General features: G+C 56.7%; 11 protein-coding genes and 1 pseudogene. 10 read left to right on the top strand and 2 right to left on the bottom strand.

Features of this window, described 5'->3' with window-relative positions; all coding sequences use genetic code 11:
* Positions 1–9 precede the first annotated feature (9 nt).
* From HMPREF2849_RS05355 to HMPREF2849_RS05335, 5 genes are all read left to right on the top strand, one after another.
* The gene (locus HMPREF2849_RS05355; RefSeq protein WP_069359031.1) at positions 10–1,050 is read left to right on the top strand and encodes an aspartate-semialdehyde dehydrogenase; all 1,041 of its coding nucleotides are present in this window, start codon (positions 10–12) and stop codon (positions 1,048–1,050) included.
* Positions 1,051–1,881: 831 nt separating this feature from the next.
* A complete protein-coding gene (locus tag HMPREF2849_RS05350; RefSeq protein ID WP_016421885.1) occupies positions 1,882–2,838 on the top strand; it encodes an iron-siderophore ABC transporter substrate-binding protein in 957 nt (318 codons plus the stop codon).
* Between the two features lie 51 nt (positions 2,839–2,889).
* Positions 2,890–3,885, top strand: coding sequence for a FecCD family ABC transporter permease (locus HMPREF2849_RS05345; protein WP_222865141.1), 996 nt, complete (start codon positions 2,890–2,892; stop codon positions 3,883–3,885).
* On the top strand, positions 3,882–4,934 hold the full coding sequence (locus tag HMPREF2849_RS05340) for a FecCD family ABC transporter permease (protein ID WP_016421887.1): 1,053 nt from the start codon (positions 3,882–3,884) through the stop codon (positions 4,932–4,934). The genes HMPREF2849_RS05345 and HMPREF2849_RS05340 overlap by 4 nt, the downstream gene beginning before the upstream one ends.
* Positions 4,931–5,725, top strand: a complete 795-nt coding sequence (locus tag HMPREF2849_RS05335; protein ID WP_016421888.1) for an ABC transporter ATP-binding protein — start codon at positions 4,931–4,933, stop codon at positions 5,723–5,725. The genes HMPREF2849_RS05340 and HMPREF2849_RS05335 overlap by 4 nt, the downstream gene beginning before the upstream one ends.
* Here the strand turns inward: HMPREF2849_RS05335 and HMPREF2849_RS05330 are convergent.
* Positions 5,722–6,645, bottom strand: coding sequence for a siderophore-interacting protein (locus HMPREF2849_RS05330; protein ID WP_016421889.1), 924 nt, complete (start codon positions 6,643–6,645; stop codon positions 5,722–5,724). The two genes, HMPREF2849_RS05335 and HMPREF2849_RS05330, sit on opposite strands and share 4 nt — an antisense overlap.
* Positions 6,646–6,756: 111 nt before the next feature.
* A pseudogene (locus HMPREF2849_RS10975) lies at positions 6,757–7,946 on the bottom strand (IS3 family transposase); the annotation flags it as partial.
* A gap of 519 nt (positions 7,947–8,465) precedes the next feature.
* On the opposite strand from HMPREF2849_RS10975, the gene HMPREF2849_RS05315 reads away from it, so the two are divergent.
* From HMPREF2849_RS05315 to HMPREF2849_RS05295, 5 genes are all read left to right on the top strand, one after another.
* A complete protein-coding gene (locus HMPREF2849_RS05315; RefSeq protein ID WP_049171148.1) occupies positions 8,466–9,113 on the top strand; it encodes a hypothetical protein in 648 nt (215 codons plus the stop codon).
* A gap of 939 nt (positions 9,114–10,052) precedes the next feature.
* Positions 10,053–13,007 carry a VaFE repeat-containing surface-anchored protein gene (locus HMPREF2849_RS11490; protein WP_070862704.1) on the top strand — a complete coding sequence of 985 codons (2,955 nt, stop codon included), beginning with the start codon at positions 10,053–10,055 and terminating at the stop codon, positions 13,005–13,007.
* A 9-nt stretch (positions 13,008–13,016) separates the two neighbouring features.
* Positions 13,017–13,784 carry a class F sortase gene (locus HMPREF2849_RS05305; protein ID WP_070862703.1) on the top strand — a complete coding sequence of 256 codons (768 nt, stop codon included), beginning with the start codon at positions 13,017–13,019 and terminating at the stop codon, positions 13,782–13,784.
* A gap of 175 nt (positions 13,785–13,959) precedes the next feature.
* Positions 13,960–14,319, top strand: coding sequence for a hypothetical protein (locus HMPREF2849_RS05300; protein ID WP_070862702.1), 360 nt, complete (start codon positions 13,960–13,962; stop codon positions 14,317–14,319).
* 680 nt (positions 14,320–14,999) lie between these two features.
* The gene (locus tag HMPREF2849_RS05295) at positions 15,000–16,472 is read left to right on the top strand and encodes a SpaH/EbpB family LPXTG-anchored major pilin (RefSeq protein WP_070429230.1); all 1,473 of its coding nucleotides are present in this window, start codon (positions 15,000–15,002) and stop codon (positions 16,470–16,472) included.
* Positions 16,473–16,474: the final 2 nt, after the last annotated feature.

The following is a 16,474-nucleotide window of genomic DNA, read 5'->3' as shown; positions in this document are numbered from 1 at the left end:
GGAGTTCTTATGACCACGATTGCTGTTGTTGGTGCCACTGGTCAGGTTGGCCGTGTGATGCGCACCCTGTTGGCGGAGCGTAATTTCCCGGCCGATAAGGTTCGTTTCTTCGCTTCTGCTCGTAGTGCGGGCAAGGAGTTGGAGTTCCGCGGCGAGAAGATTGTTGTCGAGGATGTCGCGGCTACTTCGGATGAGGATCTGAAGGGCATTGATGTCGCGGTGTTCTCCGCTGGCGGCACGCTGTCGAAGGAGCAGGCGCCGCGTTTTGCGGCTGCTGGCGCTGTTGTTGTTGATAACTCGTCGGCGTGGCGTAAGGATCCGGAGGTCCCGTTGGTGGTCTCCGAGGTCAACCCGGATGCTTTGCAGGACATCCCGAAGGGCATTGTCGCGAATCCGAATTGCACCACCATGGCCGCGATGCCGGTGCTCAAGCCGCTTCACGACGAGGCCGGGTTGCAGCGTCTGCGTGTGTCCTCCTACCAGGCCGTCTCGGGTTCGGGCCTTGCTGGCGTGAATACTCTGGCTGGCCAGGTGCGCGAGAACATCGACAACCTGGAGAAGCTGACCACTGATGGTTCGGCTCTGGTAGCGGAGGACTTTGGTCCGTACGTCGCACCGATTGCTTTCAACGCGCTGCCGGTGGCCGGCAACTTTGTTGATGATGGTTCGCTGGAGACCGATGAGGAGCAGAAGCTCCGCAATGAGTCCCGCAAGATTCTGTCTATCCCCGAGCTGGCTGTTGCTGGTACCTGTGTGCGTGTTCCGGTCTTCACTGGCCACACGCTGGTGATCCACACTGAGTTTGAGAATGCTCTGTCCGTGGAGAAGGCTACTGAGCTGCTGGAGTCCGCGCCGGGCGTGAAGGTCGTCGACGTTCCGAATCCGCTTGCTGCCGCTGGTGTGGATGAGTCCCTGGTGGGTCGTATCCGTGTCGATCAGTCGGTTCCGGAGGGGCGTGGCCTGGTGATGGTTGTCTCTGGCGACAATCTGCGTAAGGGCGCTGCGCTGAATACCATCCAGATTGCGGAGCTGTTGGTCGCTGACCAGTAGTTGAGCGCAGTACTTAAAAGCGCAAAAAGTTAAGCCTCGGCACTTAGCGAACTTCGTGCTCTCAATGACAACTACTCCCCACTAGTCGGTAACTGATTTCTCAGTCCAACTAATGGGGAGTAGTTCACATTGTTGCGGTAGGGGGCCTATTTTTTCTTATTGACGCCCACGCTTTCCGCTTGGCTGCAGCGCCAGCGGAATGTGAGATTGTGCGAGCGCAGTGCTGGGGGGGGGGATTGCGTCACGGGAGGCGCCGGCGCCCTATTTGGCGGCGTGAGGATGTGCAGATGTCGCTAGACCGGGGATGCGTGGCCGACGGCGCCGTATTTGGGGCGCTAGCAGGGGTGAATGTCGCTAGAACGGGAATGCGTTAAAGACACTGATTTGCAGCTCCGCAAAACTGCAGGTCAGGGAATTGTCGCAAAATTCGGAGGCGCGCCTGTGCTGACAGATTCCCGTTCTAGCGACATTTCGACCTTCGAAGTGCAACTTTTCCGACAGTTGGTGCCACGAGTTGCAATAGCGCGAGCATCTCGGCATTGAGAGCCAGGGTGGCTAGGGTGGCCAGGGCGGTGACAGTGGCCAGGGTGGCTAGGGTGGCCAGCGTGGCGACGGTGGCCAGGGCGGCGACGGTGGCCAGGGCGGCGATGGAGTCGGTAGCGGCCGAGCAGGAAGCGGACTAATTTAGGGTAGCCTGTTGTGTGGTTAGCCTTACCTGTGTAATATAGGCTCGATTGCTGTGTTGGCCGTAGCCGAAAGAGGCCATCAGTCTCTTGGGGCTACGGGTACTTTACAGCGTTTCAAAGAGTTCCTTACGCGTTAGGTTTTCACATGTTTCGAAACAATTCGCTGACCCGTCGAGCGGCGCTGAAGACCGCCGCTGTCTTGGCAGCATCCACTCTTGTTCTGTCTGGTTGCTCCCGAGGCGACGACGCGGCGGCGTCAAAAAATGAGGGCACCGGGGACGAGCGCATCGCCGCAGTTGGCCTGGGAGACAGCGATACCTTGCTCGCTCTAGGCATCCAACCAGTCCTCGTAGCGCCCTGGGGTGCTGAGGGAGATGTTGATGCATCTGGCGTCGGCCCATGGGCTACCGAAAAGCTCGGCGACAACAAGCCTGAAGTGGTTTACGGTACTGCCAACGGATTCACTGCTGAAATCCTGGAGAAGATCTCCGCCGCTGATCCGGACAAGATCATTGCGGTGAACTCTGCCGTAGACGCGCAGGCGAAGAAGGCGCTTAATGACATCGCCCCAACCACCGTTAAGCCAGACGGTGCCACGGACTGGCAGATCCCCTGGCGGGATCAGGTCAACCAGATCGCCGGCGCTGTAGACAAGCAAGAAGAAGGCGACAAACTCGTCGAAGAAACGCAGAAGGCCTTCGATGATTTCCAACAGCAGCACCCTGAGCTCAAAGGCAAGCGTGCGGCTATCGTCATGCCTTATCAGGGAAAGATCGGCCTGTACACCTCCGGTGACGGTCGCGGGCAGTTTATCAAGAGTCTGGGCTTCGAGATCCCGAAGGAGCTCGAAGGTAACGGGGGCGAGTTCTACCGCGACATCGCACCTGAGAACTACAGCGACCTCAACAACGTCGATTACCTCTTCATCCTTGATTACCAGGGTGCCGCCGATACCTTGAAGAAGGATCCAACATTCAGCAAGCTGGACGTTGTTCGCGAAGGCAAGGTCCGCTGGATGGACGAAAACGTGGGCAATGCAATGAGTATGCCGAACCCATTGACCATCCCCTGGGCAGTCGACAAGTTCTCTGACGCAATTTAATTGAAAGTGTCCGTTTCAAGAACTCGACATTCTTTGGTGTTTTCCCGGCGTTTGCTTACTTCGGCCGCACTCGTTGGCTTGGCTTTGCTGCTGCTTGCCTCCCTGTACTTGGGTTCCAAAGATCTTTCCATTGGCGAAGTGACCAGCATCCTCATGCATGGTCCGCACCCATCTACGCAATCCGGCATCATTTGGGACTTGCGCGTTCCGCGCACCCTCTTGGCTGTGATCACAGGCGCAGCCCTGGCTATGGCGGGTGCCATTGCTCAGAGCTGGACCCGCAACCCCCTGGCAGATCCCGGCATTATCGGCGTGAACGCTGGAGCAAGTTTCGCAGTCGCTGCGGCACTGACCTTGGGCTGGGCAACGACGGTCGGGGAGCGGACACTTGTAGGGCTCGTCGGGGCGGCCGTCGCTGCCTTAATCGTGCTGTTGATTTCCCGCGTATCGCGTAACCCGCTAACTCTGGTACTCGTGGGCGTGGGAGTTACCTTCGCCCTGCAAGCGGCCACGAATATGCTGAGCCTCTATTCTTCCGACACCCTGGAAGGGCTCCGCCGCTGGACCGTTGGCTCTACAGCTGGGCGGGGTATGGAAGACGTGGCCTTAGCTGCTTTAGGTCTAGCACTAGGTGCTCTATGTGGTGCGCTTGCAGCACGCCCGCTGGATCTACTTGCGATGGGAGAGGACTCCGCCCGTTCCCTTGGCAGCTCGCCCACGAGAACCCGCTTGTTGGCTGCCGCAGCGGTGATCATCCTCGCCGGCTCGGCGACAGCCACTGTGGGGCTTGTGACATTCGTGGGCTTCGCCGTGCCACACCTACTACGCCCGTTTACCGGCCCGTCCCTGACTCGCCTCTTGCTGCCGACCGGCATTGTTGGTGGCGCGGCTGTGTTGCTAGCCGATATTGTGGGCCGCTTCGTCCTGCAGCCTAACGAGCTGGAAATGTCCATTGTCTTAGCTATTGTCGGTGCCCCAGTGATGATTCTGGCGGTGCGACGTAAGAAGAGTTCACCGACCTCGAATGACTCGGAGCTGACGATATGAGCGATATGACGTCTATCCGTAGTATTAAGCGTTCACGAAGCAGACGCGTCCTGGCGGCTTCGGCAGGGTTCGCCCTCATAGCGGCTCTTTGTTACTGCTTAATCCTGGGGCAAGGAGCGGTGAAGCTCAGCCCGATGGAAGTCATCGAGGTTCTCACCGGTGGGGGCACACAGCAAGCAATCAACGTGGTGTGGGATCTCCGCCTGCCTGTAGCAATCGCTACCGTTCTGGTCGGCGCGGCTCTAGGGCTGGCAGGTGCGTGGACTCAGACCATGGCCCGCAATCCGCTGGCCAGCCCGGACATTCTCGGTGTATCCGGCGGCGCGGCGGTTTTGGTTGTGGCGGGCACCGTAGTTACCCGCCCTGCATGGAGTGAGGGGGTGCCGACGTTCTGGTGGCGTGCTGCACTCGCTTTGCTTGGCGCACTAGTGATCGTTGGTTTGCTCGTTCTACTCGGTGGCTTCGGGACGTCGCAGCGCGTAGTGGTCATCGGCCTGGCACTGTCTTTCCTCACGCAGTCTTTAGTGCAGTATCTCCTGCTCCGGGCTGACTTAACTCGTGCCACGGATGCCCAAACTTGGCTCGCTGGGTCTACCGGCTTTGTGCGTATGGAAGCTTTGTTTCCTATGGTGTTGGGCCTGTTGCCCTTCGTAGTTTTAGGCCTTTGTGTTACGCGCGATGTCCCTCTTCTTTCTCATGATGACGCCACCGCGTCCACACTTGGGGTAAATGTCACGAGGGTGCGCGCTATTTTGCTCATTGCCGCAACGGGCATTGTCGCGGTGGTGGTTTCCTTTGTCGGCCCAATTGGATTCGTGGCACTATTGGCTCCTCAGCTGGCCAAGCTGGTGGCCGGAACGCCCACGCCCCATCCGTTGTGCTCTACTTTTGCAGGCGCTGCTCTATTAGCTGCGTGCGCCGTCGTGGCGGGCGCACTGCCATTTACATCCCCTGTGGGTTTGGTTACCGCCATCATCGGTGGCCCCGCGTTGGTGTTGCTTGTGTGGTTGGCGGCCCGTCGCGGAACTCTGAAAGGAATGGTTCAATGAACGTTCAAGTTGATCACGTCACCGTGGGCTACAACGACGGCCCAAGCATTGTTAAGGACGTGTCTTTCACTGCAGAGCCCGGGAAGGTCACCACGCTCTTAGGCCCCAATGGTTGTGGCAAGTCGACGTTGCTCAAGACGCTTTCTCGGCTGCTTGCTCCCGCCGAAGGACGGGTTCTTGTAGAGAAAAAGGACGTGCATAGTTTGCGGTCGCGCGAAGCCGCCCAACTAATTGCGCTTTTGCCACAACACCCGCTGTGTCCGGCGGGATTGACCGTTGGAGAACTTGTGGAGCGCGGACGGCACCCTTATCGTCGATCGCTCTGGGGTGGGGGAGCGACGGCGTCAGAAGATAAAGAAAAAGTGCGCGAGGCGCTGAAGAAGACGAAGGTTGACCATCTTGTTGCCCGCGACGTGGCGGAGCTTTCTGGCGGCCAGCGGCAGCGGGTCTGGATGGCGATGGTGTTGGCGCAGGATACGCCAATTGTGCTGTTGGACGAACCGACTACCTACCTAGATCCGGCACATGCGATAGAGATTCTAAGTATCGTGCGGGAGCTCGCTCAAGAGGGCAAGACGGTGATTACCGTACTTCATGATCTTGGCCTGGCGGGAGCTTTTAGCGACGAGATGATCGTCATGAAGGAAGGGGAAAAGATCGCCGAGGGTTCTCCAAAGGAGGCTCTGACGGTGGATGTGTTGCGCGAGGCATATGGCCTGAATGCCGAGGTGTGGGAAGATCCCCGCGGTATGGCTCCGATTATTGTGCCGCGAGGGATTGTGGCTAATTAAGGCCGTGCCCTGCCTAGGAACCAATAGGGGCACCACTGCACGGATTCGCTATTGAGGCCCCAGGTGTGAATTGCGTGGCGCCGTACTTCCTTGCAGAGCTGTCCTTCACCCGCGACCCAGACGTACTTCGACTGTGTTGCGGGGTGTTCGGCACGGTCCAGTTGCTGTAGGTGGGACATCACTGCCGTGCTGAAGTCCGTTGTAGCGCTAAACAGCACTTCTAGGCTGCCCAGCTTGCTCTCCCAGTCGGCGACGAGGGATGGCTCGAGGTCACCATGGTTCTCGGCGACCACTACGAGGTGTATGTCGCGCAACTGTTCCGGGGCAAACGCATCCGCGTAATCCAAAATGGCGCGAACGGAAGGTACGGCAGATGGGTCTGCGATAAGTGTTTGTGAACTTTGCGCGCGGTGCCAGAGGCCCTGGCATGTCCAGATGCCTACCTGGTCGCCAACACGAGTTGCAAGAGCCCAGGCGAGCCCTGGTCCGACGTGCTCATCCTTTGGATTTTTGACGCCATGTGTCGCCACGTCGAAAGTTATCTGTCCGCACTCGGGATCGAGTGAGCGTACGGTGTACCAACGTAAATTTGGGCGTTGGGTCTCCGGCATGGCTGTAACGCTTGCGCGGATATTGGCGCCACCTCCGTGGAGGGGTAAATGGAGATTCTCGCCGGGCTTAGCCGGCATAAAGAGGCCAAAGAATTCGTCCGGGCCGGAAAGCTGAAAGCCGACTAGCTCGGGGGAGCGGATGACAATCCTCTGCAGGTTTTCTGCCGGGGCGCTGACGTCATAAACAGTGGCGCGGATGATTCGATGGTGCGGTTCAGAAGGGGCGGCCAAGAGTAGGTGGTCAGAAAAGGCCGCGCGGTAGGCGGAAGTGTTCGTCGGAGTGTTCAGGGTAACTGGGTTCGAGGTCATAGTGGGAGTTAACTTACCCTTACCTAAAGCAAAAGTGAAAGGGTGAGGGGCAGAAAAAGCCCCGCGGGGATCCGAGGTGAACTGGTCCCCGAAAGTTGGACTGGTTTAACTCTAGGCGGTTAGGGCTTCAAGGGTCTGATTTCGATATTGCATCGGGGTCAGGCCCTTGAGTCGTTGTTGGACGCGTTCGGTGTTGTACCACTGGATGTATTCGTCGATTACTTGGTTGAACTCTGCGACCGTGTCGAAGACTTCTCCGTGGTACATCTCGGTTTTCACGTGGCCGAAGAAGTTCTCCATGACCGCGTTGTCGTAACAGTTGGCTTTACGCGACATCGACTGAACACCGCCGTTGTCGCCGATCAGGTCACGCCACGAGGCATGCTGGTACTGGAAACCTTGATCGGTGTGCATCATCCACCCGGGTTCAGGTGCCCACGCCGCGATCACCTTGGGCAAAGAATCGGTGGTCAACGCTGTCGACGGCGATGTAGCCACAGTGTGGGCAACGATTGAGCGGTCGAACAAGTCCATCACCGGTGACAGGTAGACCTTGCGGCCTGCAACCCTGAACTCGGTGACGTCGCTGACAAAGACGGTATTTGGCTGATCCGGGGTGAATTTGCGGTCAAGCGTGTTGTCGGCAATGTGGCTGATCGTCCCGGTGTAGGAAACATAAGGTCTACGTTGGCGGATCTTGGCTCGCAGCCCCATCTCGCACATGAGTTTGTAGACGAGTTTGTGGTTGACCACCCACCCCTGGTTACGCAGGTCAAGTAGCACTCGTCGGTAGCCGTAGCGATGCTTGTTACGCTCGAAGCTTTCCCGAATCGCTTGCTTGAGCTCGGCGTGCTTATCTGGCTTACTGAGTCGTTTCTGGTGGTAGAAGAACGTCGACCGTGGCATACCTGCTGCCTCTAGGAGGTACTCCAAGCGGTGGTGCGACTTGAGGATGACAATCGCCTGGACTTTCAGGCGCGTCCCTGATTCCTCAAGTCCCGCAATTTTTTTAGATAGGCATTTTCGGCCCGCAACCGTTCGTTTTCGCCACGCAGCTTGTCTTCCTCCGACAGCGGCTTCGGCGTGACCGATCCTTTGGGTCTGCCCTTCGGCTTCGGTTTCAACGCGTCATCGCCGTCTTTGCGCCATTTCCACGACCACCCGCGGACCAGCTGCTGTGATGACAGGCCAAATTCACGTGCAAGATCCATCGCTGTCTCGCCAGCAAGGTGGCGTTGGACAACTTCCTTCTTGATCTCGAACGAGTACTGCTGCTTAGTCGGTTTCTCCACAAGACATAGCCTGCATGCAGCTTAAACCGACGACAGAGCATACGGGCGGCATACTTGGAGACACCAAGGGCATTGGCAGCGGCTGTATAACCCATGCCTTGCTCAAATAGTTCAACCAACTGCTCGCGCTGATATTCACTTAGCGAACTTCGTGCTCTCAATGACAACTACTCCCCACTAGTCGGTAACTGATTTCTCAGTCCAACTAATGGGGAGCAGTTCATTAGGTGCCGAGGCTTTTCTGCTGGAAAAGGCGAGCCTGGTTTGGGGTGACCAAACGGCTAGCAATGTGACCCGTGACATGCGACGTTTGGGCATAAGTGCAGGTTAAATTTTGCCGTTATTCTGTTTCCATTTTCCTGGCTGAAGTGGGTCGAATTTCTATATTGTGACCGTTTTTCATCACCGGTACGGTTTTCGTGTGAGCACGGCAGTGGCCGCAAAGGAGAAGGCGAGAAGCCCTTTACCTTCAGCTCTGGGCATCGCGCCACACCATTTATCTACACTTCATTTTTCTAAAGGATCATCATGGATAACCTGTGCAATATCTGCGAACTGATTTCCTCCTTGCCAGCACCGGCTCCGCTGCCGGTACCTGAGTTCAACGTGAACTTCCCGGAGGGCCCACTGGTTCAGGTCGACTCACTGTTCCCGAACTTCCACTCTCTGACTGAGGGCGGCAACCTGGGTCTGCAGAACGTCGGTGGCGATCAGGACAACGCTCTGCAGAACGTTGGCGGCAACCAGGGTCTCCAGAACGCTGGCGGCGATCAGCTGAACGGCGGAGACCAGATTGGCGGCGACAAGCTGGACAAGGGCGACAAGGTCGGCGGCGACCAGGTTAACGACAAGGGCCAGATTGGTGAGCGTCAGTCCGGTTTCCAGACCGGTGGCCAGGATCAGAGCCTGCAAAACGTCGGTGGTGACCAGGGTCTGCAGAACGGTGGCCAGGAGCAGGGTCTCCAGACTGGCGGTAAGAACCAGAACGGCCTTCAGACTGGCGGCCAGGAGCAGGGCCTGCAGACCGGTGGTAAGAACCAGGGTGGCCTCCAGACTGGCGGCCAGGAGCAGGGTGCCCAGACCGGTGGCAACAACCAGGGTGGCCTGCTGGCCGAGGACGGTGCGGGTGACAACCTGCCAGTTGACCTGGACCTCACCGGTGCAAAAGCTATCTAGTGCCGCCTAAGTCGATGTAGGCACTGCACTACAACTACACTGCGCAGCTATTAGCTCTCGCTGCTATTAATACGTAACAGCACACGAGCGCCTTCTCACTCCTTGTGGAGTGGGGAGGCGCTTTTTTGCGTTTATAGCTGGCGACGTTGGGCCGATCCGAGTTACTGACTGCGTGTATGTCAAAAATGGCCCGAAAAATGGCCTGAAAGTGTCATAAACTCGCACAGTTTCACATTTGCTGCCCGTATGCAGTCGCGTTTTACATAACGTGATCTGTTGGAATGCTGTGAATCAGACCCACTTTTGTCTATTAACCGCGGATGGAGAGGTTGGGGCGGAGAGGCGATTATTTATGCAGCCGCAATTAGCACACAATTATGTGGCTTATTAAATGGTGCCCCGGGGGATTTTTTGCAAATAGTCTTGAGACGTCATTTTTGCTCTTAGGGATTTATTGGCTTGCATTTTCATTAGGTGGGGGTGGGGTGTCATTTGTGCCGTAACTCACAATTATGAAAATCGTGACATGGGAGACATTCTAACCCAAATTAATGGGCGGGGATTCATTGAAAAAACTTCATATGCGCAGGTTAATCGTGATTTTATGGGTTGAATGGCTAGGTGTCGTGGCGAAAGGTGGAACTTCGGCATGTGTGTGGTGTCCAAATGTCCACCCCAGAAAAAATATGCAAACAACAATTATTGACATTGAAATAAAAGACAATAGGGGTGGCAATTAAATGGCTCAACAAACATAAAATGTATTTGTTATATTCGGGGACGGCCAACGCTATAAATGAGAATTAGAAGGCGATGTCAACTGGGCTACCTGTGATGGGGGCTGGAGACGCTTATGCGTGGTCATTGATTGTTAATTGAAGGCTGGAAAGGTAGCGAAAAGTGTATAACGCACTGAAATCGAAGGAAGGGGGAGGGCTCATGTTCGGTCGTTTTACAAACGAAAAGCGCTGGTTGGCGCTTTTTGGCTTCGTGGCTGTGCTCGCTCTTTTCTTCGCTAAATCTCCGATACTTGCGCATGCGCAGGAGCCGGAGGACACTGGCGAAACCCTGACGATTCAGAAGATTTTGAGTGTTCCTGGAACCGTTGCGGGTGTTGAAGCCAACGGAAATGTCCGTAATTTTGGGCCACTCATTGCGGCATTTGACGAGGCTGCAACTCCATTTGGTAGCCACAAAATGGGTTACTGCATTGAGGCCAGCGTCGGCGGTGATCTTTATGACACCGGTCGTGTGCAGAACTTCAGTCAGTTCTCGCGCAGTACAGATACCAATAACAAGCTGCGGAACGACTTTGACCGATACCGGAAGCTCAACTGGATTGCGCACCACGGTTCTCCAGCTGTTGGTTTGGATGAACTGGGGAAGGCAGCTGGAGTTAAAGGACGCCTGAATGTGCTGGATGCCAATAACGCAACTCAGTTCGCTCTGTGGCACTTCTCCGATGACATTGATTTCTCCCAGGGCATTCACAACCCATCGACGAAGGCTGTCTACGACTACCTCACTGGTCCGGCTAACGTCGGCCAGGGCACCGTCGACGGTACGAACCGCACTGGCTACATTTTCAACAATGGTAAGAAACAAGACATCATTGTGATTGACAATGTCACGCCGTCTTCAGGTGAAGTTCCGGCAGAGCCGACGAAGCCGTCTGAACCGACGAAGCCGTCTGAACCGGAGAAGCCGACCGAACCGGAACAGCCAACCGAGCCGGAGAAGCCGACTACTCCGACCACGCCTGCGGAGACCACGACTCCGTCCGAGTCGACCAAGCCGTCCGAGCCGGAGAAGCCGACCACGCTTAAGCCGTCGATCTCCACTCAGGCTCGCCTGAACGGCAACAAGATTGTTGCGGGCGCTGTGGTTAAGGACATTGTGAGGTTTACTGACCTGGTTCCGGGTAAGAACTACCGTCTGGATGCCACCCTGGTGGACAAGGCCAATGCGGATCGCGTCTTGGGTACCGGTAGCGTCGAGTTCACTCCGGAGACCTCTTCGGGTGAACAGACTGTCATGATTACCGTCTCCGATGATGTGGATGAGCCGGTTTCCGCTGCTGTTGCATTTGAAAAGCTGACCTCGACAGAGGTCACCGCCGATGGCCAGGACAACGCCGATGGTCAGCCGGTAGAAATCGCCTCCCACGAGGACATTAACGACGCAGCTCAGACCGTTCACGGCGAAAAGCCGGAACAGCCGACGACCTCCGAAGAAACTCCGACGAGCGAGGAGACAACCGAGGAAACAACGGAGCCGTCGTCCAGCGAGACCTCTACTTCTGAGACCAGTGAGTCTGAGGCTCCGACGACGTCGGAAAGCAACGAGCAGCCGAGCTCTTCGACGACTACTCCTAACGCCTCCGAGTCCACGAAGCCGGCTGCCCCGACGGAGCCGACCGAGCCGACTGACAGCACTGAGTCGCAGACCACGGAGCCGACCGAGCCGACTGAGACCACCGAACCGTCTAAGCCGAGCGAGCCCGCTGATACGCCGCTGGAGCCGGAGCTGCGCACGGTAGCGGAGCTTCAGGGCAACCGCATTGAGGCTAATGCCAAGGTTGTTGACACCGTACATTTCGAGGGTTTGGTGCCTGGTAAAAACTACACCCTCTCCGGTGAACTGGTTAACAAGGCCGATGGCTCTGTGATTGGGCATGGCGAGGCGACGTTCAAGCCGACGTCGGCAAGCGGTACTGTGACTGTCACTCTTGAGGTGTCTGATTCTGTTAAGACTCCTGTTGCTGAGGCTGTTGTATTCGAGCACCTGACCTCTGATGAGGTTGACTCAACTGGTCAGGAAAGCGCTGGTCAGGTCAATGAGATCGCTGACCACGCAGATATCAACGATGCAAACCAGACCGTGACCGGCGAGGTTCCGGAAACTCCGGAAGATACCCCGACTGAGGAAAGCGAAACTCCGTCCGAGGAAACGACCGTACCGGAAACCAGCTCGACTGAGCCGACCACGTCCACCGTTCCGGTAACTCCGAGCGAGGATGAGCCTTCCGAGCAGCCGGAGACGACACAGCCGGAAGAGCCGTCTGAGACGACAACTCCGTCTAAGTCCGAGTCCGAAAAGCCGAGCAAGCCGAGCAAGCCGACTAAGCCCGCTCAGCCGGAAAAGCCGAGCAAGCCGTCCAAGCCTGCTCAGCCGACCAAGCCTGCCCAGCCGGAAAAGCCGAGCAAGCCTGCCCAGCCGGAAAAGCCAAACCACCCAAGCACCCCAGCGCAGTCTGAGGACAACCCAGCCATCACGACTACTGCCGGTATTGCCGGCAAGGGTCTGGTTGAGAAGGGCGCTGTCGTCATCGACACCGTGCACTTCACTGGCCTGAAGCCGGGCACGAAGTACACGTTGACCGGTGAGCTGATGTGCAAGGAGACGGGCAAGTCCACTGGCGCTAGGAGCCGCCTGCACTTTGTGCCGACGGCATCCGCCGGCACGGTTGATGTTCCGATCATCATCACTGACGGCGACTGCGCTTCCCAGGTTGCCTTCGAGACTCTGACCGATGCCAATGGCAAGGAAGTTGCTGTTCACAAGGACATCAACTCTGCGGAGCAGACTGTCACGAACGGCAAGACCCCAGAGAACACGCCATCTGAGCAGCCGAAGGATGAGGGCGAGCAGAACACGCCTAACGACGATTCCTCTGCACCTACCAGCGACTCTGCCACCCCGACCACTGTGATTAATCAGCACTCGGAGCAGAACAACACCAACGTCACCATCATCGGAGGCACTGGCCAGGATAAGCAGAAGAACCACGGAAAGCCGTTGGCTCCGAACTCGGAACGACGTGCAATTAGTTCGGTTCCGTCTGGCCCGACCGGTTTGGCTACGCACGCTCTGCCGACGGTAGCCACGAACTAAGGAGATTCCATGACCGATCAGTTTGGCTCGGACGAGACCGGAAAGGAACCTGGAAATGCTCCAGGTTACGAGCCCGGCATCGATCCGGAGGCCGAAACCGGCGCACTCAACCACGTTGATCCGTTTGGCCAGGACGAAGACCAGGCCGACGGCCAAGCCGGAGACCTGCAGGACGTGCCTTGGTGGAAGCAGCCAAGGGTGTATATCGCCGCTATCGCATTGATCGGCGTTATCGCTCTGCTGGTGATTGGCCAGATCAATCGCAATGATTCGACGCTCGATGGTGCGCAGGAGAATCTGCCCACTCCAGCACAGGGTTCTCGGGGAGCTGTGCACGAGATGGAGATGCTCATTGATGGTAAGTCGGCTCCGATTGATTTCGTTCAGCTGACTGATCAAGGATCTCTGATTCCACCGACCGATGTTTCGCGCCTTGGCTGGTACTCGGCTTCCGCAATCCCGGGTGAGAAAGGTGCAGCTGGATCGTCCGTCATTACCGGTCACGTCAATGAGGTGGACCAGGGCGATGGCTACGCTGCACGTTTCGCTGACCTGAAGGCTGGTGACACTGTCACGGTGAAGGTAGATGGCGAAAGCCGAGACTTCACCGTCAGCAAGGATCCAATCCAGGTGGTCAAGGGCGCCCAGATGCCCGAGGCTGTCAACGACGCAGTTGGTGAGAACCGCTTGGTCCTCATCACCTGCGGAGGCGAGTTCGTCGGCGGCACCTTGGGTTACGCCGACAACATCATCGTCGAGGCCACTCCAGTGCGCTAATCCAGTGCGCTAGATCAGAGCACTAGGGCGCTGGGGCTCAGCCTCAACTAGTTGACCAATTTCATTGGCTGTGGCTGTTGAACGCCGTCGAACAACGGCGGCGCCGGCAGTCGCAGAAAAACACAGAACAAATCTGCAGAAACCCTGCAGAAACACAGAAGATAAGGAAGTACCTATGAGCATGTTGAAGAAAATCGGTGTCTGGGGTGTGGGCGCACTCGTGCTTGCCGCTCCGGTTGCCACTGCCGCACAGGCAGTAGCTGCACCTGCAAACTCTGCTGACACTGCAGTTGTCGCTCCGGGCAAGGGTGGGTTCCTCCACTCGGGCAAGCTAGCCGTCAACCGCTACGTCTTCGAGCTTGAGCATCGCGATGGCAAGGACTACGTCAACATCACCTTCACCGGTGACCACAGCGCTGACGTGCAGATCATGCCGGATGGTATGACCCCCGAGGGCAAGAAGAAGGTCGATCAGGTTGGTGACGTCCTCAAGCTCAACGGCTACAACGATGTTCACTACTGGGCGGTTCTCTAAACGCCTCTTGTGACGCCACAGCGCGCCCCGTGTCGCTTACTGTCTCTGTGCTTTTACAGGTCCTAGCACAAGGCGGTGGGTCGCGGGGCGTTACTTGGTTTTTGAGGGTGTCCTTTTGCTTTCGCTTGACGACGTTGTCGTGACAGCAAATACGAGAAGGTTGATGAGCCCTCATTTGCCCGGCGTGCGCTGCGACGATAGCGGTAGGGGGTAAAAGCTATTGATACAAACCAACTGGTTAGCCCTGATTGGGGGAAGGGGGATAAATCGAGGAAATCTTGACGCTTTTTTGGGTGAATGGGCAAAAGCCCGTCGCGAACAGTGCAAAGAGCTATCGCGGAGGTAGTACGAAGTGTGAATGCGAAGGGTTTTCATGCCCAGGTGTCGCGGCCCGTTCTCCTTGGGGGTATCGGTCAGATGCTTAAGCGGTTAGGTTATATATAAGCGGTTCACTGAGCGCTGTTAACCGAGCGGGCAATGGGCTTGAGCTGGAATGTTTCAACATACAAACATAAAAGTTCATGACGCTGAAGCTTAGAAGGTTAGACAGGCTGGTCTTTTCTTAAGGAAAATATCAGTTTTGTGCGGTCGGAGAATATCGATGTCGCCGTCTGAAGTGAATCGCGAGACGTATTGAAGCGTGCCGCTTCATTTTGGACCGTTGTAAAGGACCTGTTTCCGTGAATAAGTTCTCTCGTACCGCTCGTTCGGTAACGTTCGCCGCAATCGTCGGCCTGTCTATGGGTATCTCTGCTCCTGCTGTTATTGCTCAGCCTGAAGGACCTGCTGTTGAGCAGGGGGCTGTGAACAAGGCAAACATCGATTTCAGCAAGAAGGGTTCGATCACCCTCTACAAGAAGAAGGGTAATGAGTCGGGTACTGCGGCTACCGGCCAGGAGATGGAAGGCGTACCGGGCGAGCCGCTCGCTGGCGTGACCTACAAGATCACCAAGCTGAACTACGACCTGCAGAATGGTGACTGGTCAACCTTCCCGAAGTCGGCTGCAGACGTCAAGGATGAGAATAAGACTGGTGACGTCAAGGAACAGACCACAGGTGCCGATGGCAAGGCTGCCTTCGATGACCTGGATCTGGGCATCTACCTGGTCGAGGAAACAGACGCTCCGGCCGGCATCGTTACTGGTGCTCCGTTCATCGTTTCCGTTCCGATGGTCAATGAGGCATCTGACGCGTGGAACTACAACGTCGTTGCTTACCCGAAGAACACGGAGACCAAGACTGAGAAGACCGTCAAGGATGCGGATAAGCACATCCAGGATGGTTACACCTACACCATTAACGCCGACGCTCCGACCTGGGGCGAGGGCAAGAGCCTGAAGGCTTTCCGCTTCGAGGATCAGCTGGATCAGCGCCTGGACTTCCAGCAGGTTACCGAGGTCAAGGCTGGTGACACGGTTCTGGGCGCCGGTGACTACGATGTCAACAATCCGGCTGAGAACGGAAACAAGCTCGTCGTTAAGCTGACCGATCAGGGTCTGGCCAAGGTTCAGCCCGGTGCCAAGATGTCGCTGACTTTCGAGGTTAAGCGCAAGGAGGTTGGCGACACCACTGTGCTGAAGAACAAGGGTGAAGTTTTCTTCAATAACCCGAATACCGGTAACGAGGTCAAGAACGAGACCAATGAGGTCGAGACCTACCACGGCAAGCTGAAGGTCGTGAAGAAGGACGGCGAGGAAAAGGGCAAGGTCCTGGAAGGCGCTGAGTTCGAGCTCTACCAGTGCACCTCGGCATCTGACCTGGGTGCACAGGTAACTGTCAAGGACGAGAAGACCTGGACCACCGGTGAGGACGGCACAATCACCATTGATGGTCTGCACCTGACCGACTTCGAGGATGGCAAGGAAGCCCCGGCAACCAAGAAGTTCTGCCTGAAGGAGACCAAGGCTCCTGCTGGCTACGCACTGCCGGAAAAGGATGTCACTGAGATTGAGTTCACTCGAGCCAACGTATCTGCAACCGGTGAGCGCGAGGGTGACGATGAGGTCACTTTGGTTTCTGAGATTGAGAACATCAAGCAGGACACTCCAAACCTGCCGATGACTGGTGGCGCCGGTGTCGGCATCCTGGCTGCCATCGGTGCAGCTATCGTCGCAGCTGGTGCATGGTTCGCTCGCCGCGGATCGAAGAACTAAAT

The organism is Corynebacterium sp. HMSC073B01, assembly GCF_001838255.1.
Classification (GTDB): Bacteria; Actinomycetota; Actinomycetes; order Mycobacteriales; family Mycobacteriaceae; genus Corynebacterium; species Corynebacterium jeikeium_D.
The sequence above is the reverse complement of the archived record's forward strand: the minus strand, read 5'-3'. Positions and strand labels throughout refer to the sequence as shown.

Coding starts and splice junctions, on each gene's coding strand:
- HMPREF2849_RS05355 (WP_069359031.1), top strand. CDS start 10: ATGACCACGATTGCTGTTGTTGGTGCCACTGGTCAGGTTGGCCGTGTG.
- HMPREF2849_RS05350 (WP_016421885.1), top strand. CDS start 1,882: ATGTTTCGAAACAATTCGCTGACCCGTCGAGCGGCGCTGAAGACCGCC.
- HMPREF2849_RS05340 (WP_016421887.1), top strand. CDS start 3,882: ATGAGCGATATGACGTCTATCCGTAGTATTAAGCGTTCACGAAGCAGA.
- HMPREF2849_RS05335 (WP_016421888.1), top strand. CDS start 4,931: ATGAACGTTCAAGTTGATCACGTCACCGTGGGCTACAACGACGGCCCA.
- HMPREF2849_RS05330 (WP_016421889.1), bottom strand. CDS start 6,645: ATGACCTCGAACCCAGTTACCCTGAACACTCCGACGAACACTTCCGCC.
- HMPREF2849_RS05315 (WP_049171148.1), top strand. CDS start 8,466: ATGGATAACCTGTGCAATATCTGCGAACTGATTTCCTCCTTGCCAGCA.
- HMPREF2849_RS11490 (WP_070862704.1), top strand. CDS start 10,053: ATGTTCGGTCGTTTTACAAACGAAAAGCGCTGGTTGGCGCTTTTTGGC.
- HMPREF2849_RS05305 (WP_070862703.1), top strand. CDS start 13,017: ATGACCGATCAGTTTGGCTCGGACGAGACCGGAAAGGAACCTGGAAAT.
- HMPREF2849_RS05300 (WP_070862702.1), top strand. CDS start 13,960: ATGAGCATGTTGAAGAAAATCGGTGTCTGGGGTGTGGGCGCACTCGTG.